22 protein-coding genes are annotated in these 25,197 nt (G+C 60.9%); 12 read left to right on the top strand and 10 right to left on the bottom strand.

The genetic code is table 11. From position 1 onward, the window contains the following. Positions 1 to 182 precede the first annotated feature (182 nt). From BUC08_RS20165 to BUC08_RS20140, 6 genes are all read right to left on the bottom strand, one after another. Positions 183 to 1,013: an ABC transporter ATP-binding protein gene (locus tag BUC08_RS20165; RefSeq protein WP_037930292.1), complete on the bottom strand. Its 831-nt coding sequence runs from the start codon at positions 1,011 to 1,013 to the stop codon at positions 183 to 185. After that, positions 1,010 to 2,056, bottom strand: coding sequence for a FecCD family ABC transporter permease (locus BUC08_RS20160; protein ID WP_234973778.1), 1,047 nt, complete (start codon positions 2,054 to 2,056; stop codon positions 1,010 to 1,012). The genes BUC08_RS20165 and BUC08_RS20160 overlap by 4 nt, the downstream gene beginning before the upstream one ends. After that, positions 2,053 to 3,015 (bottom strand): FecCD family ABC transporter permease, encoded by a 963-nt coding sequence (locus BUC08_RS20155; protein ID WP_224769557.1) that lies wholly within the window; start codon positions 3,013 to 3,015, stop codon positions 2,053 to 2,055. Before BUC08_RS20155 ends, BUC08_RS20160 begins: the two co-directional genes overlap by 4 nt. A 35-nt stretch (positions 3,016 to 3,050) precedes the next feature. Then, positions 3,051 to 4,022, bottom strand: coding sequence for an ABC transporter substrate-binding protein (locus BUC08_RS20150; protein ID WP_037930294.1), 972 nt, complete (start codon positions 4,020 to 4,022; stop codon positions 3,051 to 3,053). Between the two features lie 39 nt (positions 4,023 to 4,061). After that, positions 4,062 to 5,120, bottom strand: a complete 1,059-nt coding sequence (locus tag BUC08_RS20145; RefSeq protein ID WP_051694638.1) for a siderophore-interacting protein — start codon at positions 5,118 to 5,120, stop codon at positions 4,062 to 4,064. Between the two features lie 150 nt (positions 5,121 to 5,270). Continuing rightward, entirely contained in the window at positions 5,271 to 6,230 is a 960-nt protein-coding gene (locus BUC08_RS20140) for a LysR family transcriptional regulator (protein WP_051694639.1), read from the bottom strand. Between the two features lie 170 nt (positions 6,231 to 6,400). On the opposite strand from BUC08_RS20140, the gene BUC08_RS20135 reads away from it, so the two are divergent. The 4 genes from BUC08_RS20135 to BUC08_RS20120 all read left to right on the top strand — a co-directional run bounded on the left by BUC08_RS20135 (position 6,401) and on the right by BUC08_RS20120 (position 10,664). Continuing rightward, entirely contained in the window at positions 6,401 to 6,850 is a 450-nt protein-coding gene (locus BUC08_RS20135; protein ID WP_162179369.1) for a tripartite tricarboxylate transporter TctB family protein, read from the top strand. A 7-nt stretch (positions 6,851 to 6,857) separates the two neighbouring features. Beyond that, positions 6,858 to 8,393, top strand: coding sequence for a tripartite tricarboxylate transporter permease (locus tag BUC08_RS20130; RefSeq protein ID WP_037930300.1), 1,536 nt, complete (start codon positions 6,858 to 6,860; stop codon positions 8,391 to 8,393). A gap of 18 nt (positions 8,394 to 8,411) precedes the next feature. Continuing rightward, positions 8,412 to 9,374: a Bug family tripartite tricarboxylate transporter substrate binding protein gene (locus BUC08_RS20125; protein WP_081855463.1), complete on the top strand. Its 963-nt coding sequence runs from the start codon at positions 8,412 to 8,414 to the stop codon at positions 9,372 to 9,374. An 87-nt stretch (positions 9,375 to 9,461) separates the two neighbouring features. Next, a complete protein-coding gene (locus tag BUC08_RS20120) occupies positions 9,462 to 10,664 on the top strand; it encodes a CaiB/BaiF CoA transferase family protein (RefSeq protein ID WP_037930308.1) in 1,203 nt (400 codons plus the stop codon). A 52-nt stretch (positions 10,665 to 10,716) separates the two neighbouring features. Here BUC08_RS20120 and BUC08_RS20115 read toward each other — a convergent pair whose 3' ends face one another. The 3 genes from BUC08_RS20115 to BUC08_RS20105 are packed head-to-tail and all read right to left on the bottom strand — an operon-like array spanning position 10,717 to position 14,428. Then, complete coding sequence (locus BUC08_RS20115) at positions 10,717 to 12,948, bottom strand: TRAP transporter permease (protein ID WP_051694640.1); 2,232 nt, start codon at positions 12,946 to 12,948, stop codon at positions 10,717 to 10,719. Further along, positions 12,945 to 13,451 carry a DUF1850 domain-containing protein gene (locus tag BUC08_RS20110; protein WP_051694641.1) on the bottom strand — a complete coding sequence of 169 codons (507 nt, stop codon included), beginning with the start codon at positions 13,449 to 13,451 and terminating at the stop codon, positions 12,945 to 12,947. Before BUC08_RS20110 ends, BUC08_RS20115 begins: the two co-directional genes overlap by 4 nt. Then, on the bottom strand, positions 13,451 to 14,428 hold the full coding sequence (locus BUC08_RS20105; protein WP_037930311.1) for a TAXI family TRAP transporter solute-binding subunit: 978 nt from the start codon (positions 14,426 to 14,428) through the stop codon (positions 13,451 to 13,453). Before BUC08_RS20105 ends, BUC08_RS20110 begins: the two co-directional genes overlap by 1 nt. 142 nt (positions 14,429 to 14,570) lie before the next feature. Here BUC08_RS20105 and hutG point away from each other — a divergent pair, with 142 nt between their 5' ends. The 3 genes from hutG to BUC08_RS20090 are packed head-to-tail and all read left to right on the top strand — an operon-like array spanning position 14,571 to position 17,571. Next, positions 14,571 to 15,386: an N-formylglutamate deformylase gene (hutG, locus tag BUC08_RS20100; protein ID WP_229940640.1), complete on the top strand. Its 816-nt coding sequence runs from the start codon at positions 14,571 to 14,573 to the stop codon at positions 15,384 to 15,386. Then, on the top strand, positions 15,383 to 16,810 hold the full coding sequence (locus BUC08_RS20095) for a formimidoylglutamate deiminase (protein WP_224556820.1): 1,428 nt from the start codon (positions 15,383 to 15,385) through the stop codon (positions 16,808 to 16,810). The genes hutG and BUC08_RS20095 overlap by 4 nt, the downstream gene beginning before the upstream one ends. A gap of 11 nt (positions 16,811 to 16,821) precedes the next feature. Then, on the top strand, positions 16,822 to 17,571 hold the full coding sequence (locus BUC08_RS20090; protein WP_037930314.1) for an IclR family transcriptional regulator: 750 nt from the start codon (positions 16,822 to 16,824) through the stop codon (positions 17,569 to 17,571). Between the two features lie 39 nt (positions 17,572 to 17,610). On the opposite strand, the gene BUC08_RS20085 is transcribed toward BUC08_RS20090, so the two are convergent. Continuing rightward, the gene (locus BUC08_RS20085) at positions 17,611 to 18,594 is read right to left on the bottom strand and encodes a GlxA family transcriptional regulator (RefSeq protein WP_037930317.1); all 984 of its coding nucleotides are present in this window, start codon (positions 18,592 to 18,594) and stop codon (positions 17,611 to 17,613) included. Between the two features lie 111 nt (positions 18,595 to 18,705). On the opposite strand from BUC08_RS20085, the gene BUC08_RS20080 reads away from it, so the two are divergent. The 5 genes from BUC08_RS20080 (at position 18,706) to purU (ending at position 24,736) form a co-directional block, all read left to right on the top strand. After that, entirely contained in the window at positions 18,706 to 19,956 is a 1,251-nt protein-coding gene (locus tag BUC08_RS20080) for a sarcosine oxidase subunit beta family protein (RefSeq protein WP_037930320.1), read from the top strand. A gap of 10 nt (positions 19,957 to 19,966) precedes the next feature. Further along, the gene (locus BUC08_RS20075) at positions 19,967 to 20,263 is read left to right on the top strand and encodes a sarcosine oxidase subunit delta (RefSeq protein ID WP_028957964.1); all 297 of its coding nucleotides are present in this window, start codon (positions 19,967 to 19,969) and stop codon (positions 20,261 to 20,263) included. Continuing rightward, positions 20,260 to 23,205: a sarcosine oxidase subunit alpha family protein gene (locus BUC08_RS20070; RefSeq protein ID WP_037930323.1), complete on the top strand. Its 2,946-nt coding sequence runs from the start codon at positions 20,260 to 20,262 to the stop codon at positions 23,203 to 23,205. The genes BUC08_RS20075 and BUC08_RS20070 overlap by 4 nt, the downstream gene beginning before the upstream one ends. Beyond that, on the top strand, positions 23,198 to 23,752 hold the full coding sequence (locus BUC08_RS20065) for a sarcosine oxidase subunit gamma (protein WP_037930325.1): 555 nt from the start codon (positions 23,198 to 23,200) through the stop codon (positions 23,750 to 23,752). The genes BUC08_RS20070 and BUC08_RS20065 overlap by 8 nt, the downstream gene beginning before the upstream one ends. Before the next feature lie 102 nt (positions 23,753 to 23,854). Further along, positions 23,855 to 24,736 (top strand): formyltetrahydrofolate deformylase, encoded by an 882-nt coding sequence (gene purU, locus BUC08_RS20060; RefSeq protein ID WP_037930327.1) that lies wholly within the window; start codon positions 23,855 to 23,857, stop codon positions 24,734 to 24,736. Positions 24,737 to 25,197 lie beyond the last annotated feature (461 nt).

The raw sequence follows: 25,197 nt of genomic DNA, 5'->3' as shown, positions 1-25,197 counted from the left end.
TGCTGCACAGGGCATCAGGGCAGTACAGCACAAGAGCGCAGACTTCAGGGGGCTGGAACGCAAGCAAAGCGGGGCAAGGGCAAGTGGCGACACGAGATTCTCCAATAGTTTAGTTATTTTGTCGGGAATCGGTTATCATGCTCTTACAGGCGCTGCGATATATAACTTAGTGTTTCTGTATACTATTTTCTAGATTGTGCTTCCTGCCCGACACTGCCGCTTTTGTGACGGCCGATGGGCACCATCGTGGAGGTGCCCGATACAGGGTCGGTGACGATCCGACAGTCCAATCCGAACACTGTTTTCACCGTCGCCTCGGTCAGCACATCGGCGGGCGTGCCCTGACAGTGGATGCCGCCTTGGGCCACGGCAATCAGGTGATCGGCATAGCGCACTGCAAGGTTCAGATCGTGCAGCACCATGACAACGGTTGTCCTACGCGACAGATTCATGTCGACCAGCAGGTCCAGCACGTCGATTTGATGCGCCACATCCAGAAAGGTCGTAGGTTCGTCCAACAACAACAGGTCAGTCTGTTGGGCAAGGGCCATTGCAATCCAGGCACGTTGCCTCTGGCCCCCCGACAGAGTGTCCAGATCACGCTCGGCCAACCCCGCGATCCCGGTGGCGGTTAACGCATCGGTCACGGCGCGGTCGTCCGCGGCATTCCAACGTGAGAACAACCCGTGATGAGGATGTCGACCGCGTCCCACCAGGTCGGCGACGGTGATGCCTTCGGGCGCGATGGGGGATTGCGGCAACAGCCCCATGATCCGGGCCACCGCATTCGACGGCATGTCATGGATAACATTGTCATCCAGCAGCACCGAGCCGCCCTTGGGCTTCAGAATGCGTGCCAATGTGCGCAGCAACGTCGATTTCCCCGATGCGTTACCACCGACAATCGCCGTGATGCGGCCTGCGGGCACCTCGAGCGAGATGTCCTTCAGGATCACGCGGCTGTCATAACCCGCTGACAGATCCTTTGTTCGTAACCGGCGTGCCATGGTCATAGTGTTCCTCCGTTCCGGTTCGCCTTGACAATTAACAACAGCAGAAACGGCGCACCGATGGCGCCGGTGACCACACCGACAGGCAGACGGGCGGGCAGCATGAACTGGCCTGCGTAGTCGCCTGCCAGCACCAATATGGCTCCGATCAGGCCGGCCGCTGGCAGAATGAAACGGCCACCCCGGGTCAGACGCGCGGCGATCGGACCGGACAGAAAGGCGACAAATGCCACGGGTCCAGCTGCCGATGTGGCAAAGGCCACCAGCCCGACAGCAGCCAGCGTCACGCGAAACCGCGTGGCATCGCTGCGCACCCCCAGTGCGCGCGCCGCGTCATCGCCCAACCGCAGCAGGTCAAGATCACGCGCCGACACCGCCAACAGCCCGCCAAAGACCGCCAGCGCCGCGACCACTGGCCAGACCTGCACCAGCTGCGCGCCGTTCATGCTGCCCGTCAACCAGCGCATCGCCTCGGCGCGGTCCCATGCAGGCGCGTCCAGCAGAAGGTAGGAGGTCACGCTGTTCAGCATTGCCGAGACGCCGATCCCGACAAGGATCAGCCGCGCCCCGGCAGCCCCGCGTCCTGAAGACAGGCCCCAGATCAGCGTCGCAATGCCCAGCCCCGCACTGACAGCCACGGCAGAGACCGCCCAACCTTCGAGCGACAGGACGACAATGGCAAACACCGCCGCCGCTCCGGCTCCGGCGCTGATGCCGATGATGTCCGGGCTTGCCAGCGGATTGCGCAACATCACCTGGAACGCAGCTCCACCAAGACCGAAGCACAGCCCGACCACAAGCGACATTAACGCACGCGGCAGACGAAGGTCGTTCACCACAAAATCCGCACCGCCCGCGTCCGCGCCGGTCAATGCCGCCAGCACGTGCGCGGGGGGCAGGCAGCCCTGGCCACAGCTTAGCGTCAGTGCGATCAGCCCCACCAGGCATAGCCCAAGCATGTTCAGCACTATCACAGCGCGGCGGGTGCCACGGTTGCGGGCATGGGATGCGGGGGCAGCTGCCTGTGTGTCGATGATCAAGGTCACAGGCCGCGCATTCTTTGACGGCGGGCTGTCCAGATAAAAAAGGGCGCGCCGACAAAGGCGGTGACAACGCCGACGTCCAGTTCATTGGGACGTGCAATCACCCGACCCAGAACATCGGCGCTCCCCAAAAGAACCGCGCCACCGATAGCGCTGAGTGGCAGCAATACGCGGTGATCAATGCCACCGAACATGCGTGCGGCATGGGGCACGACCAGCCCGACAAATCCGATGGGCCCGCACAGCGCAGTCGCCGCACCACATAACAGGATCGCACCCGCCGCCGACATGATCCGCCCCGCCGCCACGTTCTGTCCCAGACCTGCGGCCAGGTCTTCGCCGAGGGCCAGCGCGTTCAGAACCCGAGCTGCCGCAAGGCTGAGCAAAAGGCCCGCGGTCAAGAACGGCAGCGCGGGCAACAGCGTGTCAAAACTGGCGCCACCCACACCGCCAACCTGCCAGGCCTGTACGCCGCCCGCTATGTCATTGCGTGGCAAAACCAGCGCGACAACAAAGGCCGACGCCGCAATTGAGGTCGCAGTGCCCGCCAATGTCAGCTTGAGCGGTGTCGCACCGCCCTGACCTGTCGATCCGATGGCATAAACAAAAATTGCCGCACAGCCCGCGCCTGCCACGCCCAGCCACATAAAGGTGGCAGCGCCGCTGATATCGAACCACGCAATCCCCACTACGACAAACAAGGCAGCACCGGCATTCACGCCCAGAATACCCGGATCGGCCAGCGGGTTGCGGGTGATGCCCTGCATCACCGCGCCCGCCACACCCAAGGCCGCCCCTGCCAGCAAGGCCAGGACCGTGCGCGGCATCCGCACCGCAACCGCAGCGGCTCCGATGCTGTCGACATGGCCGGTGAGACCCGCCCAGATTTCAGCCCAGGCCACAGGCCGCGTGCCGACTGCTAGCGACACGCCTGCCGTCAGCGCCAGCAGCGTAAGAGCCATTGTGCCCCTCAAGGCATTGTGACGGCGGTCAACGCTCATGGGGTCGTGCGTGTTGCGGCGCTTGCCAGTTGGGTCAGGTAGTCATCCAGAACATAGGGGATCGACAAGGGTGTGGGGTTGGCAGCGGTGCCCATCGGGTCGTTGGCCAGAAGGACCACGGAATTGCGCGCAACCGCCGGAAAGCGGGCGATTAGCGGGTTCTTCAGCAGTTCATCCAGCCGTGCCTGATCGCCATAGGTCACCACCACGTCCACGTCATCGAACATATCGACACGTTCGGCGCTGACACGGCCAGAATATTTGCCTACCTCGCTGGCCTCTTGGACGGCTTTCGGCGTCGCCATGCCCAGGTCTTCCAGGAACTGCACGCGCTGGTCGGCGGCGGCATAAAAACCGATAGTACTGAGATCACGCAGGTCCAGATGGGTGACAAACATGCCGCGCTTGCCTTTGAGGTCGGGGTGTTTGTCCACGGCCGTGGCGATCTGCGCCTCAAGGTCGGCCACCAGTGCCGCGCCCTGATCTGCCATGCCCAAACCGGCTGCGTTCTGGCGGATCATCTCGCGCCATGTCGTTGTCCACGCGGCGTGCGGGTAGGCGATGACCGGCGCGATGCGGCTGAGGGTGTCATAGTCGGCGCGGGTGATGCCGGAATAGGCCGCGAGGATCACATCGGGGTTGGTGGCCGCGACCGCCTCGAAATCAATTCCGTCCCCTTCGTCGAACAGCGGCGGCACCTCGGCCCCCAGTTCTTCGAGCCGCGCGCTGACCCAGGGCAACAGCCCATCACCGTCGTCATCCCCCCAATTCGCGCGGGCAAACCCCACGGGAACGATCCCCAGTGCCAGCGGCACCTCGTGATTGGCCCAGCCCACAGAGGCGATCCGCACAGGCTTGGCCTCGATCACGGTTTCGCCAAACGCATGGGACACTGTCAGCGGATAGTCCTGCGCGAGGGTGGCCGTGGCCCAGAGCGTGGACAATACAAGTGCCAGAAGGTGTCTCATGAGGGGTCCTTTCGAAGGGGATGATCAAAGGGTGCTATGTCAGCCCCGTTGCCAATATGCGGTGACGTAGGATTCTTGCCGGTCCACGCCTTTGGTCTCGCGCAGCATCTGGCGCATGGCAGTGGCGCGGTCTTTTTCAGCGGCAAACCAGACAAAGCGTTGACCCGGTGTGCCCAGATCAGAGGTCTCTAGCGCGGCTTCGAGTGTGTCACCACGTGCACGCGACAACAGGTGCATCTGCATCGCACCAGGACATGCAGGCAGCGGATAGTTGCAGACATCGGCCATTTCGATCAGAGCCGTGCCTGTAGTGGTGTCAGGCATGGCCTCCAGAATGCGGGCAATGGCGGGCAGGGCGGTTTCATCGCCTGCGATCACCAGGTGCGGTGTATCGGGCACCCAACCGCCGCCTGGACCCATCAGGCCGACCATATCCCCGCTGGCTGCCTGTTCCAGCCAGTCGCAGGTGGGGCCTCCCACATGGCGGAACACGTCGATATCCAGCACGCCCGTGGCCAGATTAAAGGATCGCACCGTATAAACCGCGACATGCAGCGCCGTCTTCGTTGGCCAGCGCACGCGTCCCTTTTCGTTCAACTGGGGCCATTGCGCGGTGCCTGTTTTCGCAGGCAACGCCAGTCTGATGTGCAGGCCTGTACGCGCGAAGGCATCCAAAGCCTCGCCCGTCACCGAAAGCCGCCAGAAATGTGCACCCGCGGGCGTCACGGACAGTACTTTGGCCAGTTTGAAGTTGGGTGGCATCGTGCCCGTGACCGGTGCGGCCTGCCATGTCAGCGCTTCGGCCAGTTCGGGCGAGAAATAGTCGATCTGCGCTGCCACGGTTTCGCGCAACATGAAAAGGTTGGCGTCATTGTCCGAGGCAATGGAGATACCTACTTTTGCCCCTGCGGTGTCAAAACGGATCTCACCAAGGTCGGAGGTCACCACCAACTTGGCATCGCCCTGTCGGGTCACGGGCAGTTCCCACAGTTTGCAGGCATCCAGCACCTGATCATAGAATGCGGCGCTGTCGGATGTGGCAAGCCAGCCCGTGCCATCGACGCAGGCAGATTTCGGTGGGGTCTTCTGAAAGGACATCCGTTGCTTCCTCTTGCGATTCGGTGGCGAACCTAGAGGGGGGCAGGGGGTTTTACAATCCTGAGTATTTTTGTTGGCTATTGTTTTTTTAAAAATGGCGGGCGTTTCTGATCTGTGTTTGCGACCCTTATTCTGGCACGGCTGCGCCCCCTAGCCGCCCTCAGTCACGTCCGGGCGTTCCAAGCAGACGTGCACCAATGCCTCGCGTAGCATTTGCAAAGATTGCAGGGTGTCGTTTTCCCGCAGGGTGACAAAACATGTCTGGATGCGCAGGAAATCAAGGTCGGGGGTGACCAGCGGCACGATCCGGCCCTCGGCTGCATAGGTGTCCAGAACGATCTTTGGCAGACAGGTCAGAAGCTCGATCTTTTGGGTCAGGCGCAAAAGTGACGTGGGATCGGCCGAAACCTCGACCACCGGAACCGGCGCTTGCACGCCACAATTGCGAAAGGCTGTTTCGATGCTGCGGCGGTTGTTCGTATCACCAGACGGCAAGGTCCAGGGCCATTGTGCCAACTCTGTAGCGGAGACACTGGAGCGGTTTGCAAGAGGGTGATCGACCGAGCAGGCCACGACAAGGCTGGTCTCGGTCAGAGGGTCGTACCGCAATGTTTCAGCCATTTGCTCAGGCGTCGCGGTCCAGTCGACACGCCCGACATAGCAATCCAGATCACCGTTGAGCAGACCGGACATCATGTTGCCGACCGTTCCAGCCTCAAGGCGAAAGCGGATGTTGGCGCGATGCGCTTCCATATGGTGCAAGGCGGACGGCACAAGATCCAGCATGACGGCGGGATTGGTTCCGACACGCACAACAGTTGGTAGATCAGCGTGCAAATCCGCCGCAAGGTTGTCAAAGATTGCCAGCCCCGTACGGGCCCTCTGCAAGGCGAGTTGTCCCAGCGGGCCGAGCATCGCGCCACGGACTGACCGGTCTACCAATGTGACACCAAAAGCAAATTCGAGATCTTTCAGCATCTGCGAAACAGCCGGTTGGGTCAGGTTCATCACTTCGCCCACCGCCCGTAAGGACCGATGGGTGTCGATCAGCTCAAGCAGACGAAGCTGGCGCAAACGAAGCCGGTCGAGATGGGGGGCTGAACTGGTCATAATGAATTTCTATCACATTCAAGAATCTTCCGGCTACTCCTTTTAGCTGAGCTTCGTTACCCCTGAAGCAGGGGAGAGCCGGGGCTACTGAGATGGTGCTGGCAGCAATGACTGTGATGCGCGAAAGGTCGGTCGATTTTGCGCGCAAGCTGTCGAAGGGGAGGAAAACTATGAAACGTGCAGACCTAATATCGGGGATTGTGCTGGCGGTCTTCGGGCTAATGATGCTGGCATTTGTGATCCCATTGCAGATTGAGCAGGCCCCGACCGGCTATGTTTCGCCTCGACTGGTTCCCAATCTTGCGATGATCATCATTGTCGGATTGTCAGGGCTGCTGATTGTGAAAAGCCTGCGCAAGGCGGGTGCGCCGCCGTTGCTGCCCGATGCAGTGTTTTCACGCAGCGAATTGATTGCGTTGCTGAAGGTTTCAGCGGTCTTTATCGTCGCGTTGGTCCTGTTTTGGCTTGGCACACCGCTTGGTGCGGGAATCGTTCTGATTGCTGGGACCCTTGTTCTTCTGGGTGAACGCCGGCCTTTGATCCTGGTTTTGATGCCCGCCGGTTTGTTGCTGGCGATCTGGGTGCTTTTCTACAAAGTGCTCGGCACCGCGATCGTGTGACCGGGGCATGGAACATCTTCTTGTCGGCTTTCAAAACGTTCTGACGCCGGTCACTTTGTTCTGGGTGACCGTCGGCGTTACTCTTGGCTATGTCCTTGGTGCTCTGCCGGGGTTGGGCAAGGCCACCGGCGTCGCCGTGGCGATCCCCATGACGTTCTACCTGCAGCCGGTCGCGGCCATTGCTTTGCTGATCGGAATTGCCAAAGGCAGCGCGGCGGGCAGTGCCGTATCGGCCATCCTGTTAAATACACCCGGAGAGCCGTCTTCGGCACCCACGGCCCTCGATGGCTATCCGTTGGCACGGCAGGGCAAGGCCCAGAAGGCGCTCAAGATGGGACTGTTCGCCTCGGTTATTGGCGATTTCCTTTCCACGCTGGTCCTGATCGCCCTGGCTGCACCTCTGGCGCGCTACGCGCTCTTGATCGGCCCGGTCGAGCTATGCGCAATTTTGCTGTTTTCATTGACGTTCATCGGAGGGCTGGCCGGGCGTTCCATGCTCAAGGGTCTGATCGCGGCCGCCTTTGGCGTATTTTTCGCGACCATCGGGATAGAAACAGAAACCTTTATCCCGCGCATGACCTTTGGCCTGTTGGAACTGGATGACGGCATTTCGCTCGTACCGATGGCGATCGGGATGTTGGCAATTTCCGAAATGGTCATTCAGGCCGGCAATGCCCACAGCATCGACAGCGAAGCCGAAAAAATCAACGACAGCTCCTCGCCGGATGATCGGCGGGTTACGCTGGTAGAATGGCGCCGGTGCCTACCGGTGATCGGGCGCGGCACGCTGATCGGGTCGGTGGTCGGCATCCTGCCGGGCTTGGGCGCCAGTGTCGGGTCTTTTCTGTCTTACGGGGCGACGCAACGGGCTTCGAAGACGCCTGAAGAATTCGGTACCGGTATGATCGAAGGTGTCGCCGCAGCCGAAAGCGCGGACAACGCGGTGGTCCCGGCAAGCTTTGTGCCGCTGTTCGCATTGGGCATTCCGGGCAGCGTGATCGCGGCGATATTGATTTCTGCGCTGGTCCTGCACGGGCTGACGCCGGGACCGATGATGTTCATAGAACAGCCGCAGATGGTAGCCGATCTCTATGCCGCGATGCTTTGCGCCAGCCTAATCCTGCTGATTGTCGGCTACACTGGCCAACGCATTTTCGCGCAGATTATCCGCGTGCCGATCCGGCTGATCATTCCGGTTGTGCTGTTCCTGTGCTGTGTCGGGGCCTACATGGACACGAACACGCTGTTCTCGATCTATCTCATGCTGGGCTTTGCGCTGCTGGGCTATTTCTCGCGCAAGCTGGACTTTTCCTTTGTCACCTTTTTGATCGGTTTTGTGATTGGTCCCAATCTCGAACTGACCTTTCGCCAGTCCCTTCAAATCCTGGATCACGACGTCATGCGTCTGCCGGCGCATCCGATTGCTATCGGCTTTGCCGTGCTGACCGTCGTCACGGTGTTCTGGATCAACCGGACCAACAGTCGTCTTGCCGCGCAAAAGGTGGCGTTGGACGTGGGCACGACCAAACAATCGCAAATCTGAAAACTGGGAGGAAAACAGATGTACACAACCAAACGAAGAACGCTTTTAAGGGTCGCAGCCGTGGCCTTGATGGCGCTGACCGGGCTAAACGCGGCCCATGCGCAAGAGTACCCGGATCGCCCGCTGACTGTGCTTGTGGGATACAAGGCAGGAGGGCAGACTGATTTGGTGGCGCGCGGCGTGGCCCGGGTTCTGTCCGGCCAGCTTGGTGTTCCGGTCAATGTGGTGAACAAACCCGGCGGCGGTGGTATTCTGGCAGCGCACGAGCTTCAGAAGGCAAAACCGGACGGCTATACGATCCTGTTTCATTCCAACAGTGTGATCAACACTGAGCCTTTCATGATGAAGCGGGTGACGTTCACGCCGGACGATTTCGAATACGCAGGCATGATCACCGCCTATCAGGTGTCGCTGGCAACGCAAAAAGACGCGCCTTACGATACGCTTGCGGAATTTGTCGCTTGGGCAAAAGGGAATCCCGGTTTCAGCTATGGATCACTTAGCCCGACAGCGCGCATGATCATGGAAGTCATCGCCAAAAAGGAAGGGCTGGATGTGAATATCGTGCCGCTTAAGGGCGGTGGCGATATGATGAACGCGCTTCTGGGCAAGCAGGTGGCTTTGGTTCTGTCCGGTGGCATTCACTACAAATATCCCGACGAGTTGAAATCCATTGTTGCGCTGACCACATTCCGTCACCCGTCGGCGCCCGAGGTCGAAACCATCAACGAGGCAGGCTATCCGCTGGGCATGGACTCGCGTACCACGCTGATCCTGCCCAAAGGTACTCCGCGTGCGGCATTGGAACGTTTGAGCACCGCCCTAAAGGCCGCGGAAACTGACGCGGACTTTGCCAAGGTCGTGCCGGCGGCAAACATTCCTATCCTCTACAAAGATCTGGACGCCGCCGCCGCCGAGGTTAGCGAAAGCTATACGCAGAACCAAGCGATCTTTGAAAACGCCGGCATCGAACCGCAATAAGCGACCTGCATCAGCGCCCGCGGCTCGGGCCGACCGAATGGCCCGAGCCGTCCCTTCTCTCACAGCATTCCCAAGGTAAAGCAGACCATGTTTCAGCCACTCAAAGGCATTCGCGTGATTGATCTCAGCCAGGTTCTGGCGGGACCTTATGCCACCTATCAACTCGCCTTGATGGGCGCAGAGGTCATCAAGATCGAAAAGCCGGGCGAAGGTGATTGGACTCGCACGGGAGGCCCCTTGCCCGGGTTGGCCGAGCAGCGCATGGCGTTGGGGTTTCTGGGGCACAACGCGGGCAAAAGGTCTGTCACGCTGGACTTGAAAACACCTGAGGGCCTCGCAGTCGCGCGTCAGTTGATGGCCGATGCAGATGTTTTTGTAGAGAACTTCAAGCCGGGTGTTGCGGAACGGCTTGGGCTGGGGTTCGAGGCGCTGCGCGGAATTAATCCGAAGTTGGTATATTGCTCAATTTCTGCATTCGGTCAGGATGGTCCGTTCAGCAACCGTCCGGCCTATGATCACGTGATCCAGGGTATGTGCGGCATCATGCTGACCACCGGAAAACCCGGCGACGGTCCGGTCAAGGTGGGCGCACCCTATATCGACTATGCCACCGGAATGAACGCTGCGATGGCGATCATGGCAGCCTTGCGCGAAGTGGACCGCATAAAGACTGCCGTGCATGTGGATGTGGCGATGCTGGATACGGCGATGACGCTTATGGCGTCATTGATGACCACACATCTGACCACCGGGTGGAAGCCCGTCCAGAACGGAAACGAAGCGTGGAGCGCCAGTCCTTCGTCGGGTGCATTTGAAACTGCCGATGGTATTCTGATGCTGGCCGCGAACCACGATGCGCAGTTCCGCGACATGTGTATGGCCATCGGGCGAGAGGACATTCTGCAAGATCCTCGATGGGAGACTGTCGCAGAGCGCCATGCGAACTGGAAAAGCCTGCGTGAATCGCTGGAAGAGACATTCCTGACGGAACCTGCCATGCATTGGGAAGATGTTCTTGCCGTGGCAGCGGTCCCAGCAGGGCGGATTCGCGGTCTGGACGAAATGCTGGCAGAGCCTCAAATCGCCGCACGGGGGCTGACCCGGGAAATCCACGTCGACGGCCATGAAGGGACAATTCACATCCCGACCATGAGCTTTAAGGTCAACGGCGCGAACAGCACCTCGGAGCTGATGCCCCAACAGCTTGGGGCCGATACCGATGCAGTGCTGAGGGCGGCGGGATATTCACAAGACACGCTGGATGCCCTGCGGTCTGCAAAGGTGATCTGACGCGCGGTCATTGGCCTTGCCGGGACAAGGCCAGTGACCGCACCTTGTCTCCTCAGACCATGCTGGTCCTTGTGCCCGGACGGAACAGCACAAAGGCCAGTGTGAGCACGCCCACCGCGATGGCGGCCCAATAGGTCGAGATCAGCAGCAGGCCCGCGAGCGTCAGCGCCGCTTTTTCCCACAGCACAAGATCGCGCCGGAACCAGCCGATATAGGCCGCAGAGAGTGCTAGAATGCCAAGCAGTCCCGACAGCAGGGCGGTGATGAATTCGACCCATGTAAAGTTCACGAACAACAGGCTGGGCGCATAGATGAACATGAACGGCACCAGCGCCTTGCCCATTGAGAGCCGGAACGCGGTCGTACCGGTCGACATCGGTTCGGACCTTGCAAGCCCCGCTGCCGCATATGCCGCAAGCGCCACGGGAGGCGTCACGTCGGCCAGCACCCCGAAGTAAAAGACGAAAAAGTGCGTGGCAACCAATGGGACGTCGAATTCCATCAAGGCAGGGGCCGCGATCGAGGCGAGGATGATATATGTGGGCGTCGTCGGGATGCCCGCACCCATGATGATACAGGCGATGGCGACAAAGATCAGGCCAAAGAACAGCGCCATGCCGTTCTCGGACAGCAGGCCGGTGAAATCCAGACCGATGATCACGCCCGCCACATCATGCGCCAGTTGCACGACCGCGCCCGAAAACTTGAAGCCAAGGCCTGTCAGCGTGGTCATGCCCAGCAGGAAGCCGACACAGGCACAGGCGGCGCCGATCGCTAGCGCGAATTTCGCGCCATCCTCAAAGCCACGCACAAGGCGGGGCGGGGTCAGCACGGTCGAAGTGTCCATGTCCGTATTGCCCAAGGCGCGCATCACCAACGGCACATAGCTGAAAGCGATGGTCAGGATGATCCCCCAGAATGCGGCCAGAAACGGCGTGTACTGCATCAACAGCATCGCCACCATGACCCCCAGCGGGATGAACAGGTGCCACGATTTTTTCAGCACGGCACCGAACTGCGGGATCTTGTCCTTGGACAGACCTTCAAGGCCCAGTTTCTTGGCCTCAAGGTGCACCATCAACAGGATCGCAATGTAATGAAAACACGCCGGTACGATGGCGATCAGGATCAGCTCGTTATACGGAATGCCCAGCATTTCGGTCATGACAAAGGCCGAAGCCCCCATGATCGGCGGCGTGATCTGCCCCCCGCACGAGGCCGATGCCTCGACCGCGCCAGCAAAGCGGCCGGAGAACCCCGATTTCTTCATCAGCGGGATCGTGAACGCACCCGTGGTCACCGTGTTGGCAATGGGCGAGCCGGAGATCATTCCGAAAAAGCCCGAAGAAACCACCGAGACCTTGGCCGAGCCGCCTGACGCGCGCCCTGCGATGATGGTGGCCAGGTCGATGAACAGCTGCCCCAGCCCGCTCATCTGCGCCAGGATGCCGAACAGGACAAAGTGGAACACATAGGTCGCAACAACGCCGACCGCGACGCCGTATATGCCTTCGGTTCCGATGAATAGGTGATTGACGATGCGCGTGATCGAATAGCCGCGGTGGGCCAGAATGCCCGGCAGATAGGGCCCGACCAGCGCATAAAGCAGGCAGCCGATCCCGATCCAGGCCAGCATCGGCCCCATGGTGCGGCGCGTGGCCTCTAGTGTCATGATGATGGCGACGACGCCCATCATATAGACAGGTTCGGGCGGGCTGCCGACGTTGTCGATAAAGATGTGTTTGAAAAAGATGGTCAGATAGGCCGAAAACCCCGCACCAAAGGCGGCAAAGACCCAATCGCGCACGGCAACCTTGCCGGGGTCCGCGTTCTTGAGGTTGACCGGAAGCGTCAACGCGACCAGCGCCATCACCACCACGACAAACACGGTTTTCAACGTGCTGGGCGGCAGGGTCATGGCGATGTCGTACAGGATATACAGATAGAAGCCCGCAAAGATCACGGATTCAACCCAGAGTTTGGGCGTGGCAACCGCCCGTTTGCGCGGGAACACCAGAAAGATCAAACCCATCACAAAGCTCAGGTGGATCGTGCGGTGCATCACCTCATTCAGCAGGCCAAAGCCTGCAGTGTAGACGTGAAACAGCGACAGCGCGACCGATGCAATGGTGACCAGCATGGCGGTGGGGCCGACCAGATTGCGGAAATTCGATTCAGAATCGTATTCGCGTACCAGTGCCTCGACTTCGTCGGCGGACAATTCGCGGTCGCCGTCGGCCGCGGTGTGGGCGCCTGCGGATTTGGGATTGGTCTGTTGGGTCATTTCAGGATTTCCTCGTCGCACGGGGCAAGGGTAAGCGCCGCATGGCCCAGATCGGCCAATGGCAGATCGGTCCCGGCAATGTGTAGCGTGTTCTTGAATTCGGCTTGGATGCGGATGGGGATCGGGCCGGTCAAACGGTTCATGTCCAGAATGAACGTCCCGTTTTCGTGACGCCAGCCGGTTGCATCCATATCATTTGCGATGGACGGCAGGCCCGCGCCGTGGGCCATGAAAATCTCGGCGGTTTGTACAATCTGTCCGTTTTCAACGCGATAGAGATCGCGGACGGGGGTGCGCGAGACCGAGTGGATAAAGCTCAACTCGAACGTGGCCGGATCGCCCAAGAGCAGGCGCGCGATGTTGGCGCCCTTGCCACGCGTTTCGGTCAGGCACAGCCAGACGCCGCCCGTGTCGGCCTGAACCGGCAAGGGGGCGAACGGCAGGAAGAGGATGGCAGTCAAGGCCGCCACCCCCACGCTGCGCAGATAGCTGCGCAGAGGCATTATTGGGAAATGCCCTTTTCCGCGTAGTATTTAGCCGCACCGTCGTGCACCGGGATCGACACGCTTTCCAGCGCCTTGTCGATCGAGATCTGTTTGCCCATCGGGTGCACCTGACCCAAGGTCTCGGTGTTTTCGTACAGCGCCTTGGTCACGGCATAGATCAGGTCCTCGGGCACATCGGCATGTGTGGCCCAGATCGCACGCACGGCCAGTGTTTCGACGTCAGCGTCCACGCCTTTGTAGGCACCCGCCCCGATCACGGCATTTGCGTAATAGGGCTGTGTTTCCTGCAACTTGGCGATGGCCGGACCGTTCAGCGGAACGATGCGGATGTCGTGGCCGTTGGCCAGATCGGTGACCGAGGAGGTCGGCAGACCGGCTGTGATCAGCGAGGCATCGAGGTTGCCGTCTTTGATCTTGTCCACGGATTGCGAGAAAGACGAATAGTCTTCGGACACCTCTTCACGCGCGATGCCGTGGGCTTCCAGCAGATCGCCCAAGAGCTGCCACTGGCCCGAACCCGGCGAACCAGAGGAGATCGACTTGCCTTTCAAGTCTTCGAAGGTCTCGATGCCACTATCGGCACGCACGACCAGTTGCACAGTCTCGGGATAGAGCGCCCCGATGGCGCGCAGGTTCTCCAAGGGTGCCCCGTCGAACTGGCCAACGCCGCGCGAAGCAGCGTCAAGGATGTCTGCGGCGACGAAAGCCGATTCAATTTCGCCACGGCCCAGAAGCTGTGCGTTGGCGACCGAAGCGTTGCCAGTTTCCGCTGTGGCCGAAATCTTGGTGTCGGGTAACTCGGCTGTGTTCGAGATCAGCTGTGCCAGCATACCACCCAAGGGGTAGTAGGTGCCGCCCGTGCCGCCTGTGGCGATGCCGAAAAAGGTGCGTCCAGCCGCAAAGGTAGGGGTGACAAGTGTGGCCAACGTGGCCGCAGCGGTTGTGCCAAGGAAATGGCGACGAGAAATGGTCATGAAGGACCCTCCGTAAATCTGTTGCGATACCCCCGTTCCGCGCGTGGCCCAAGGCCCGCCGGTGACAGGGTGTAGATGCGAACCAACTTGACGAATGGTTTTTGCATGTCAATAAAGATTTTCAAATATGAAAGGATTGCCCGTGCCCAAATCCAGTACAAACCCCCTGTTCAGCCAGATTTGCGGCAATGGCCCGGTGCTTTTGAACGTCCCACATGCGGGGACTGATTTGCCGGGGGGATTGCGCGAATCCCTGCGCCTCGAAGCGTTGGACTTGCGCGATACGGACTGGCACATGAATCGCATAGCGCGGGACGTGCTGCCACAAGGGGGCAGCCTTTTGGCGGCAAAGGTGTCGCGCTATGCTGTCGACCTGAACCGCCCCGACGACGATATGCCCTTGTACCAGACGGCCACGACGGGGCTGATCTCGACCATAGATTTCGATGGGAAACCGCTGTACCGCGCGGGGCTGGAGCCGGATGTACAGATGCGTACGGCACGAGTTACGTCCTATTGGCGCCCCTATCACGCCGCCCTGAGCGCCGAGATCGCACGGATTCGCGCGTCGCATGGGTACTGTTTGTTGCTGGATCTCCACTCGATCCGCAGTCACGTGCCCCGTCTGTTCGAGGGACGGTTGCCGGATTTGAACCTTGGGACCAACTCGGGGGCCTCCTGTGCTGACGTACTTTCGGATGCGGCCTTTGCCGCTTTGCAGAAGACGGAGTTCAGCGCGGTCCGCAACGGCCGGTTCAAGGGGGGCTATATCACACGGCATTACGGTGCCCCCGCCCAGGGCGTGCACGCCCTGCAAATCGAGATCGCGCAGGATTGCTATATGCTGGAACGCAGCCCCTGGACCTATCTGCCCGAAAAGGCGGAGCGGTTGAAAGAGGCCTTGGCAGCGCTGGTGAACGCGATGGTCGCGTTCCAACCCCAAGAGGTGCAGGCATGAGCAACACGCAGATGACCGGCGCGCATTTTCGCCTTGCCCTGACACCGGAAGGCTGGCGGCGCAACTTGTCGGCGCGGTTTGCGGCGGATGGCACGATTTCAGAGCTGGTCGCAGACGGCAACCCGAACGGCTTGCCGGTGTTCGAGGCACCCGTGGTGCCGGGGATCACCGATCTGCACAGCCACGCCTTTCAATACGCCATGGCGGGCCTATCCGAGGTGCGGCGCAATCCGGTCGACAGCTTCTGGTCATGGCGCGACATCATGTACTTTTTTGCGTTGACCCTGTCGCCCGAAGACGTGCAGGCAATTGCGGCGCGGTTGTACCTGTCCCTGCTCAAGGGCGGATATACCGGAATCGTTGAATTTCACTACCTGCACAACGATCTTGACGGCACACCCTATGCGCGCCGCGAAGAACTGTCGCTGGCGATTTTCGAGGCGGCAGAGGCGACGGGGCTGGACCTGACGCACCTGCCGGTTTTCTACGCGCATTCCAACTTTGGCGGCTTGCCCCCCACAGACGGGCAGCGGCGGTTCATTCAGGACATCGACGGTTATGCTGCGATGCTTGACGCGTTGAAGACGCCGGCGGCGCAGGCGGGGCATACTCTGGGGATTGCACCTCATTCGTTGCGTGCCGCAACACCCGACGAGGTTGCGCGGCTGATGGCGCTGCGCGACGATCTGCTGCCGGGATGTCCGGTCCACATCCACGTGGCCGAGCAGATGAAAGAGGTCGAGGACGCACTGGCCTATAATGGGCGGCGTCCGGTCGAACAGCTGTTCGACATGGCGCCGGTGGACAACCGCTGGTGCCTGATCCACGCTACACATTTGAGCGATGACGAGGTGAAGCGGATTGCGAATTCGGGGGCGACCGTGGGTCTGTGCCCGATGACCGAGGCCAACCTGGGCGACGGTATATTCCGTGCAACGGACTATCTGGCCCAAGGCGGGGTATTCGGGATCGGGTCGGACTCCAACATCGCCACCTTCGCCGCACAAGAGTTACAGCAACTGGAATACAGCCAGCGTTTGCGCGATATGCAGCGCAACGTGCTGGCAGGTGCGGTCCAGCCTCATGTTGCGGCAAACCTGTGGTCCCGCGCGGCGCAGGGTGGTGCGCGCGCGGCAGGCCGCCCCGAACAGGGGATCGCGGTGGGCGGCATGGCCAGCTTTGTCACCCTGACCAGCCCCGAACCCGCTGCAATGGGGCCGGTGGCCGATACAGCGGCGCTGGATTTCCACATGTTCGCAGGGCGGGGGTTTCACGCAGGTGATGTCGTCGTGCGGGGGCGGCACGTGGTTCAGGGCGGACACCACACGCAAGAGGAGGCGATCCTTGCCGACTATGCAGCTGCGATGGGTCGCGTGTCCGAACGGTTGGCGGCCCGCAACAGCGACGGTCGCATGGGAAGCTGAGGGAAAAGCAGATGGCAAAGGACCCCGACTATCGCTCTAATTCCCTGCTGCGCGGGCTGAGTATTCTGGAGTGTTTTAACGACAGCAACCCCGAGATGACGCTGAGCGCAATTGCCGAAGCCATCGCGGTGACCAGTTCGGCCGCCTACCGTTTTGTTGTGACGCTGGAGCGTGAGGGCTATCTGACGCGCAAGGATAACCGTTATCGGTTGGCGCCGCGGGTGATGGACCTGGGCTATCGCTATTTGGCTTCGCTGGACGTCTATGACATTGCACGCCTGCCTGCGGACGCTTTGCGCAACGAGACGGGGTTTACCGTGCATGTATCGGTTCTGGAGGGTTGCGAGATCATCTATGTCTACCGCGCGCTGTCCGACCGCGCGATGGTGTCGAACGTGCCCATCGGGTCGCGGTTGCCTGCCTTTTCGACCACGATGGGGCGGCTGCTGCTGAGCGATCTGCCCGAGGACGAACTGGATCGGCGGTTTGCCGATTACACGTTTGCGCCGATCAGTGCGAGCGCGCCTGCTTCGCTTGAGGATCTCAAGCCGCTGCTGTTGAAAGACCGCGCCCGCGGCTACGTGGCGCATCGGTCGCATCTGGCGACGGGCACTGTCTCAATCGCCGCACCGCTCGTGTCACGGCACGGGCACTACGTGGGGGCGATGAACCTGTCGGGACATGAATCCCAGTTGCAGATCACCCCGGAACTGATCCAGCGGGTGCAGGACGTTGCGGCCAACATTTCGGAAATGCTGTAAAGATAGGTCCCGTCCGCATCAGCGCATATTGATCTGCGACTATTGTCGGACCATCGGAGACCGCTTTGCAGCGCGCCATCCCGCCGGGCCCACGCCGAACTGCCCCTGAAACTGTCTGGAAAAATGACTGCGGTTGGTAAAGCCTGTGGCCTCCGCAACCGCCTCGATGGAAAGGCTGGACTGTCGCAACAGCTCAGCTGCCTTGGACAGGCGCAGTGCCCTGGAAAACCGCATGGGGCTTTTGCCCAGGTGTGCCTTGCACAGCCGATCCAGGTGGCGCACGCTGACCCCGCACAACATCGCCAGGTCCTCAAGCGTCAGCGGGTCCGCGATGTGGCTGTTCACCAGGTTGACCAGGGCCACCAGCGCCGGATGATGCAAATCGTATTGCAGTTCGGGGCTGAGCTGTTGGGCGGCTTCGGCCTGTCGCACGCCGGTGTGGATGAACCAGTCACTGACAGCCCGCGCCAGCGCGGCACCGTGATCGGAGGTGATCAGCCCGTGCATCATGTCCAGCGGTGCCATGCCGCCCGCACAAGTGTACCTGTCCCGGTCGATCACGAACAGGCGACGTTCGATCAGCGCCTCGGGATAGGACTCGCGCATCGCGTCAAGGTGGGCCCAGTGCACCGTAAACCGTCGGTCGCCCATGACGCCCGCTTTTGAAAGCACCGCCGCGCCACCGGAAATACCGCCAAGGGGCACGCCCCTGCGATCCAACCTGCGCAACCATGACAGCGTGCGCGGATCGTCAAAACGCAGCGGGTCACCGCCTGCGACAACAAACAGAATGTCGAACCTGTCCGGGCTCTCATCCAGCGATTGCGTCTCGAACGCGCCCAGCACCGAACTGCGCATCCAGCCACCTGCCAGCGACACGAACGCCAGCTCGTACAGTATCCTGTCGCTCAGCAGATTTGCCGCCCGCAAAGGTTCGATGGCGGATGTCACGGACATCAGCGCGAATCCCGGCGTCAGCAGAAATCCAATCTTTTTCAGCGCGATTTCAGGGTCTGAGGCCAAGGTGAGCACTCCTGCATTGGGGTATGTCCTTTTCTGACACAAAAGAGGCCAAAAAAGAAACAGCTGAAGGCGGCTTTCCTGTCAGAATTGTGCCAGCCAAGGAGTAGATCCATGAAATTTTCCGCCCTGCGCGTGGTGAAAGAGGCCCTGACGGGACACAAGGGTTGGAAACCGCTGTGGCGGAACCCCCAACCACAACCTGATTATGACATTGTCATCGTCGGCGGCGGCGGGCACGGCCTGGCCACCGCCTATTACCTTGCCAAGACGTTTGGAAAGGCACGGATCGCCGTTCTGGAAAAGGGCTGGATTGGGTCCGGCAACGTCGGGCGCAACACCACGATTGTGCGGTCGAATTACCTGCTGCCCGGCAATCAGCCGTTCTACGAGTTTTCGATGAAGCTCTGGGAAGGGCTGGAACAGGAGCTGAACTTTAACGCGATGGTGTCACAGCGCGGGATCATCAACCTGTTCCACACCGATGCACAGCGCGATGCGTTCCGCCGTCGTGGCAACGCGATGCACCTGTCCGGCGCAGACGCGGTCCTGCTGAATCGTGACGCTCTGCGCCAAAAGGTGCCCTTTCTGAATTATGACAACGCGCGCTTTCCGATCAAGGGCGGCCTGTGGCAACCCCGCGCCGGCACTGCGCGCCACGATGGTGTCGCCTGGGGCTATGCGCGGGGGGCGGACATGCTCGGCGTGGACATCATCCAGAATTGCGAGGTCACGGGTTTCCGCATCGACGCCGGCCGGGTGCGCGGTGTCGAAACCACGCGCGGCTACATCGGTGCCGCCAAGGTCGGCGTGGCCGTGGCCGGATCGTCCAGCCGGGTGATGGCAATGGCCGGTCAGCGCCTGCCGATAGAAAGCCATGTGCTTCAGGCCTTTGTCTCCGAAGGGCTGAAACCGGTCATTTCCGGCGTCATCACCTTTGGCGCGGGGCATTTCTATATCAGCCAGTCCGACAAGGGCGGGCTGGTCTTTGGCGGCGACGTCGACGGCTATAACTCTTATGCGCAGCGCGGCAACCTGCCCGTGGTCGAGGATGTGGCCCAGGGCGGCATGGCCCTGATGCCGATGATCGGGCGCGCACGGCTGTTGCGCAGCTGGGGCGGTATTGTCGATATGTCGATGGACGGCTCGCCCATCATCGACCGCACTGCAATCGACGGGCTCTATCTGAACGGGGGCTGGTGCTATGGCGGGTTCAAGGCAACCCCTGCCTCCGGTTTCGCATTTGCGCACCTGCTGGCCACCGACCGCCCCCATGAAACGGCCACGGCCTATCGGTTGGACCGGTTCGCAACCGGTCACGTCATTGATGAACGCGGCACCGGTGCGCAGCCGAACCTGCACTGAGGTTAAAGACATGTTGATCCCCCATCCCCTGCTGGGCCTGCGCGACGCCGAAGAATTTGTGTATCTTGGCGATGCCAGCCTGATGCAGCGCCCGGACCCCGACAGCCCGACAGCCCTGACCGATTTTTGCGACTACGTGTTCCTGCGTGACAATCCCGCGGGTGTGCACCGCGAACTCTGGTTTCACGAACAAGGCGACCGTTCGTGGCTGGTGGTGACACGTAACACGTTGACCCATGAAATTTTGGGGGCCGAACTGGCGACAGACGCCGCACGGCCCACTGTGACACAGGAGCCATCGGCATGACCCGTATCAGAGGCGGTCTGATCGACCGCGGCACCTCGCTTTCCTTTACCTTCGACGGCAAGACCTATTCCGGTCACCCAGGCGATACGCTTGCATCGGCGCTTCTGGCCAATGGCGTCCGGCTGATGGGCCGCAGCTTTAAATATCACCGACCACGGGGGGTGTTTGCGGCGGGGTCGGAGGAGCCCAATGCCATGGTTGAGTTGCGCGAAGGGGCGCGCCGCGAGCCCAACACCCGCGCTACCGTCGCCGAGCTTTATGAGGGGCTGGTTGCCAAAAGCCAGAACCGGGTGGGACCGTTGTCCTGCGATGTGCTTGCGGTGAATGACGTGCTGTCCCCCTTCTTTGCGGCTGGGTTCTATTACAAGACATTCATGTGGCCGCGCGCCTTTTGGGAAAAGCTTTATGAGCCGGTGATCCGGCGGGCGGCCGGTTTGGGGCAGCTGTCGATGCAGGCTGACCCCGACGATTATGACAGTGGGTTCCTGCATTGCGATCTGCTGGTGATTGGCGGCGGCGCGGCGGGGCTGGCGGCGGCGCTGACCACCGGTCGTGCAGGGGCGCGGGTGGTTCTGGCGGACGAGGATTTTCGCCTTGGCGGCAGGCTCTTGTCCGAGCGGGACCCCTTGGGTGGCATCCCTGCCGTCGACTGGATTGCCGGGCTCGAGGCCGAATTGGACAGCCTGCCCAATGTGCGCATTCTGCGCCGGACGACCGTTTTTGGCGCCTATGATCATGGCATTTACGGCGCTGTTGCACGGGTGGCGGACCATCTGAAAACGCCGGGGGCGCAGGTGCGTCAGTCCCTGTGGCGCATCACCGCGAAACGCACCGTTCTGGCAGCAGGAGCCACTGAACGCCACATTCCCTTCGCCGACAATGACCGGCCGGGTATCATGCTGGCGGGGGCGATGCGCAGCTATGCGAACCGCTGGGCCGTGACACCGCAAGCGCATGCTGCTGATCCGGTGGCAATCTTCACCAACAACGACGACGGCCACCGCACCGCGCTGGACCTGATGGCGCAGGAAGTGCCGGTTCTGGGGGTCATCGATACCCGCAGCGATGCGCCGAAGCTGGGCGATTATACGCTCTTCCCGGATGCCACGGTGACAGGATCAAAAGGGCGTCTGGGCCTGACACAGATCCAGATCACCCGTGCGGGGCAATCGACCTGGGTGGACTGTGCGGCGCTGGGTGTGTCAGGCGGCTGGAACCCGAATGTGCATCTTGCTTCGCACCATCGGGGCCGGCCTGTCTGGGATGCCGCAACGCAAAGCTTTCTGCCCGGTCCGGGTGGGCCGGAGGGGATGCACGTGGCAGGTGCCGCTGCGGGGCGGGGCCAGACGGGCCTTGCTCTGGCGGATGGGGCCAAAGCGGCGGTGGCGGCGCTTGCGCAGATCGGCATGTCCGCAAGCTTGCCAGAGCTGCCTGCACCCGAGGCGACTGCGGACACCCTGACCCCATGCTGGCACGTTCCCTCAAAAAAACGCGCCTGGGTTGATTTCCAGAACGACGTGACCGTCAAGGACATCGCGCTGGCACATCAGGAGAACATGCGCCCTGTCGAGCATCTGAAACGCTGGACGACACTTGGCATGGCGACCGATCAGGGCAAGACCGCCAACGTGACCGCGCTGGCCGTAATGGCCGAACTGAGCGGAAAGTCCATTCCCGAAACCGGCACAACGATTTTCCGGCCTCCCTATACCGGCGTTGCGATTTCCGCGCTTGGCGGCGGGGACAGCGGTGACAGCTTCCGCCCCCGCAGGCTGACGCCCACACACAGCTGGGCCGCGACCCGTGGTGCCGTCTTTACCGAAGTCGGTGCATGGATGCGGGCGCAATATTATCCGCAAACCGGCGAAACCCACTGGCGTCAGACCGTCGACCGCGAGGCAAAAGCCGTGCGTGCTGGTGTGGGGCTGTGTGATGTCACAACACTGGGCAAGATCGACGTGCAGGGTGCGGATGCCACCACGTTTCTGAACCGTGTCTATGCCAACATGATGGGCACGCTCAGGGTCGGACGCGTCCGCTATGGCCTGATGCTGCGCGAGGATGGGTTCCTCTACGATGACGGTACCTGTGCGCGTCTGGCCGAGGATCACTACGTGGTGACCACCACCACGGGCAATGCGGGGCTGGTGTACCGTAACCTGGAATTCGCGCGCCAATGCCTGTGGCCCGAACTGGACGTGCATCTGATTTCCACAACCGACGCATGGGCGCAGATCGCCGTCGCTGGCCCCAATGCGCGCAGCTTGTTGTCACGCATCGTCGACGACTTCGACCTGTCCAACGATGCGTTCCCCTTCATGGCGTGCAGCACGCTGACGATTTGCAACGGGCTGCGCGCGCGCCTGTTCCGCATCTCCTTCTCGGGCGAACTGGCCTATGAACTGGCGGTGCCTGCCCGCTACGGCAATGCCGTCATGCAACGGCTGGCCGAGCAGGGCGCGGATCTGGGTGTGACACCCTACGGGATCGAGGCACTTTCGGTGCTGCGCATCGAAAAGGGCCACGCCGCCGGGGCGGAGCTGAACGGGCAAACCACCGCCGATATGAGCGGCCTGGGCATGATGGTGTCCCGGAAAAAGGATTCCATCGGCGTGGTCATGTCCCGCCGCGACGGGCTGGCACAGGACAGCCGGCGCATGGTCGGGCTGCAACCTGTCGAGCCAACGCATACGGTGACGCCGGGCGCACATCTGTTTGCGCAAGGCGATCCGCAGGACATGGCGCACGATCAGGGCTGGATCACGTCTGCATGTTATTCGCCCCACGTAGGCAGTTCGATCGGGCTGGGATTTCTACTGCAGGGTGACAACCGCATGGGCGAAATCGTGATCGCCGCCAACCCGCTGGCCGGCGAGACAACCCAGTTACGCATCGTGCCCAGCCATTTTGTCGACCCCGAAGGAGAGCGTCTTCGTGCCTGACCTTACCCCTCTGACCGCGCTTGGCCATGACCAGCCTCAAAGCGTGACTTATGGCAACCTCACCATGGGTGACTGCCCGGATCTGGCGCTGGCATCGCTGGCACTGCGCCGCGATGCCCCCGTGCCATTGCCGTTCGGGCTGGACCTGCCGGGACCTGGTGGATACGTCGCCAGCGCCGAGGTTGCCGCGATCTGGACCGGCCCGCGCCAGTGGATGATCGAAGCGAAAGCCAAGGGCTGCACCGATTTTGCCGCTCAGGTCAAAGCCCAGGCTCCGGACGCCATCGTCACCGAGCAGACGGACGGCTGGGCCGCTTTCGACATCACCTCGCCGGATGGGGCGGCCATCGGCAGGTTGCTGGAAAAGCTGGTCAACATCGATCCCGGCACGGTTTCACCCGGCACGGCCAGCCGCACCAGCCTGCACCATATGAACGTGTTGCTGGTCCGCCCTGATCCGTGCTGTTTGCGGATCTGGGTGGGGCGATCGTTTGCGGGGTCGCTCTGGCACGCGGTGATTGGGGCCGCTGGTCGGCAAGCGGCTTAGGATTTCACCGGACCACTGACACGCTTCACGAACACCCGCACGTTTCGTTGACACCCCGATGACATGCCCTGCGCGGGCCGAAAAACACGACAGGATCGCAGAATGAAATATTGTCTTACTGTTACATGCCAATCCCGCCGCGGGATCGTTGCTGCCATCTCGACGTTCCTGGCTGAATTTGGCTGCAATATCATCGACAGTTCGCAATTCGACGACATGGAGACCAACCGATTTTTCATGCGCGTCAGCTTTGTCTCCGAAGCCGACGCAGACTGGCAGACGCTGTATGATGCTTTTGACGCGATTGCAGAAAAATTCGACATGCAGTTCGATTTTCACGATGAAGCCATCAGGATGAAGGTGGTGATCATGGTGTCGCGCTTTGGCCACTGTCTGAACGATTTGCTGTACCGCTGGCGCATCGGGGCGCTGCCCATCGACATCGTTGCGGTGATCTCGAACCACACCGACTATCAAAAGGTTGTGGTCAACCACGACATCCCCTTTCACCACATCAAGGTGACGCCCGAGAACAAGCCCGACGCCGAGGCGCGGATCATGGAAGTGGTCGAGGATGTCGATGCCGAACTGGTCATTCTGGCGCGCTACATGCAGATTCTTTCGGATGACATGTGCCAGAAGATGTCGGGCCGGATCATCAACATCCACCATTCGTTCCTGCCGTCCTTTAAGGGCGCGAACCCCTACAAGCAGGCGTTTGAACGGGGCGTGAAGCTGATCGGGGCGACCTCGCATTACGTGACCGCCGATCTGGATGAGGGGCCGATCATCGAACAGGATGTCGTGCGTATCACCCATGCTCAAAGTGCGAATGACTATGTGTCGCTGGGCCGCGATGTGGAAAGTCGGGTTCTGGCCCGCGCCATTCACGCACACGCCCATCAACGGGTGTTTCTGAACGGTACCAAATCGGTGGTCTTCCCCGCATCGCCCGGCTCTTATTCTTCCAGGTTGATGGGTTGAACCGGCCAGCGCTGGCAAAATCGATTGCGTGCAAAGATGTGCCTGGCAATGAGGCCCAACTATATTGTGCCGGATCAGGCAGGAACTACAGATCACCCTCGGACGACGGCTCCACTTCACTTTCGAGGATGAGCCGCTCTGGCGTTGTCAGGTTATTATGTCGCAGCGCAACGAAGATTTGCGTCTTGATCGTGGACGGAGAGCAAACGCTGCGCCTGGGGTCCGGATTTGAAACGCCCATAATCTGTTCTCTTCGTCAGGGGCCTCAAGGCGACGCCTCGGATCATTCGTTCTACCTTTTGTGGGAAAATTGATGGACGCTTGGGCAAAGGTCGCGGACGGCAAAACCATAGGCATTTCTGCATCTCAAAAGGTATCGCGCCTTAGCAGTCTCTATCGGGTACCAACCGTGGATTATGGTTATTGGTCTTCAGAAAAGTGAAAGCAGGCTTTGGGTTTTT

It is taken from the genome of Pseudosulfitobacter pseudonitzschiae, from assembly GCF_900129395.1.
Taxonomy (GTDB): domain Bacteria; phylum Pseudomonadota; class Alphaproteobacteria; order Rhodobacterales; family Rhodobacteraceae; genus Pseudosulfitobacter; species Pseudosulfitobacter pseudonitzschiae.
The sequence above is the reverse complement of the archived record's forward strand: the minus strand, read 5'-3'. Positions and strand labels throughout refer to the sequence as shown.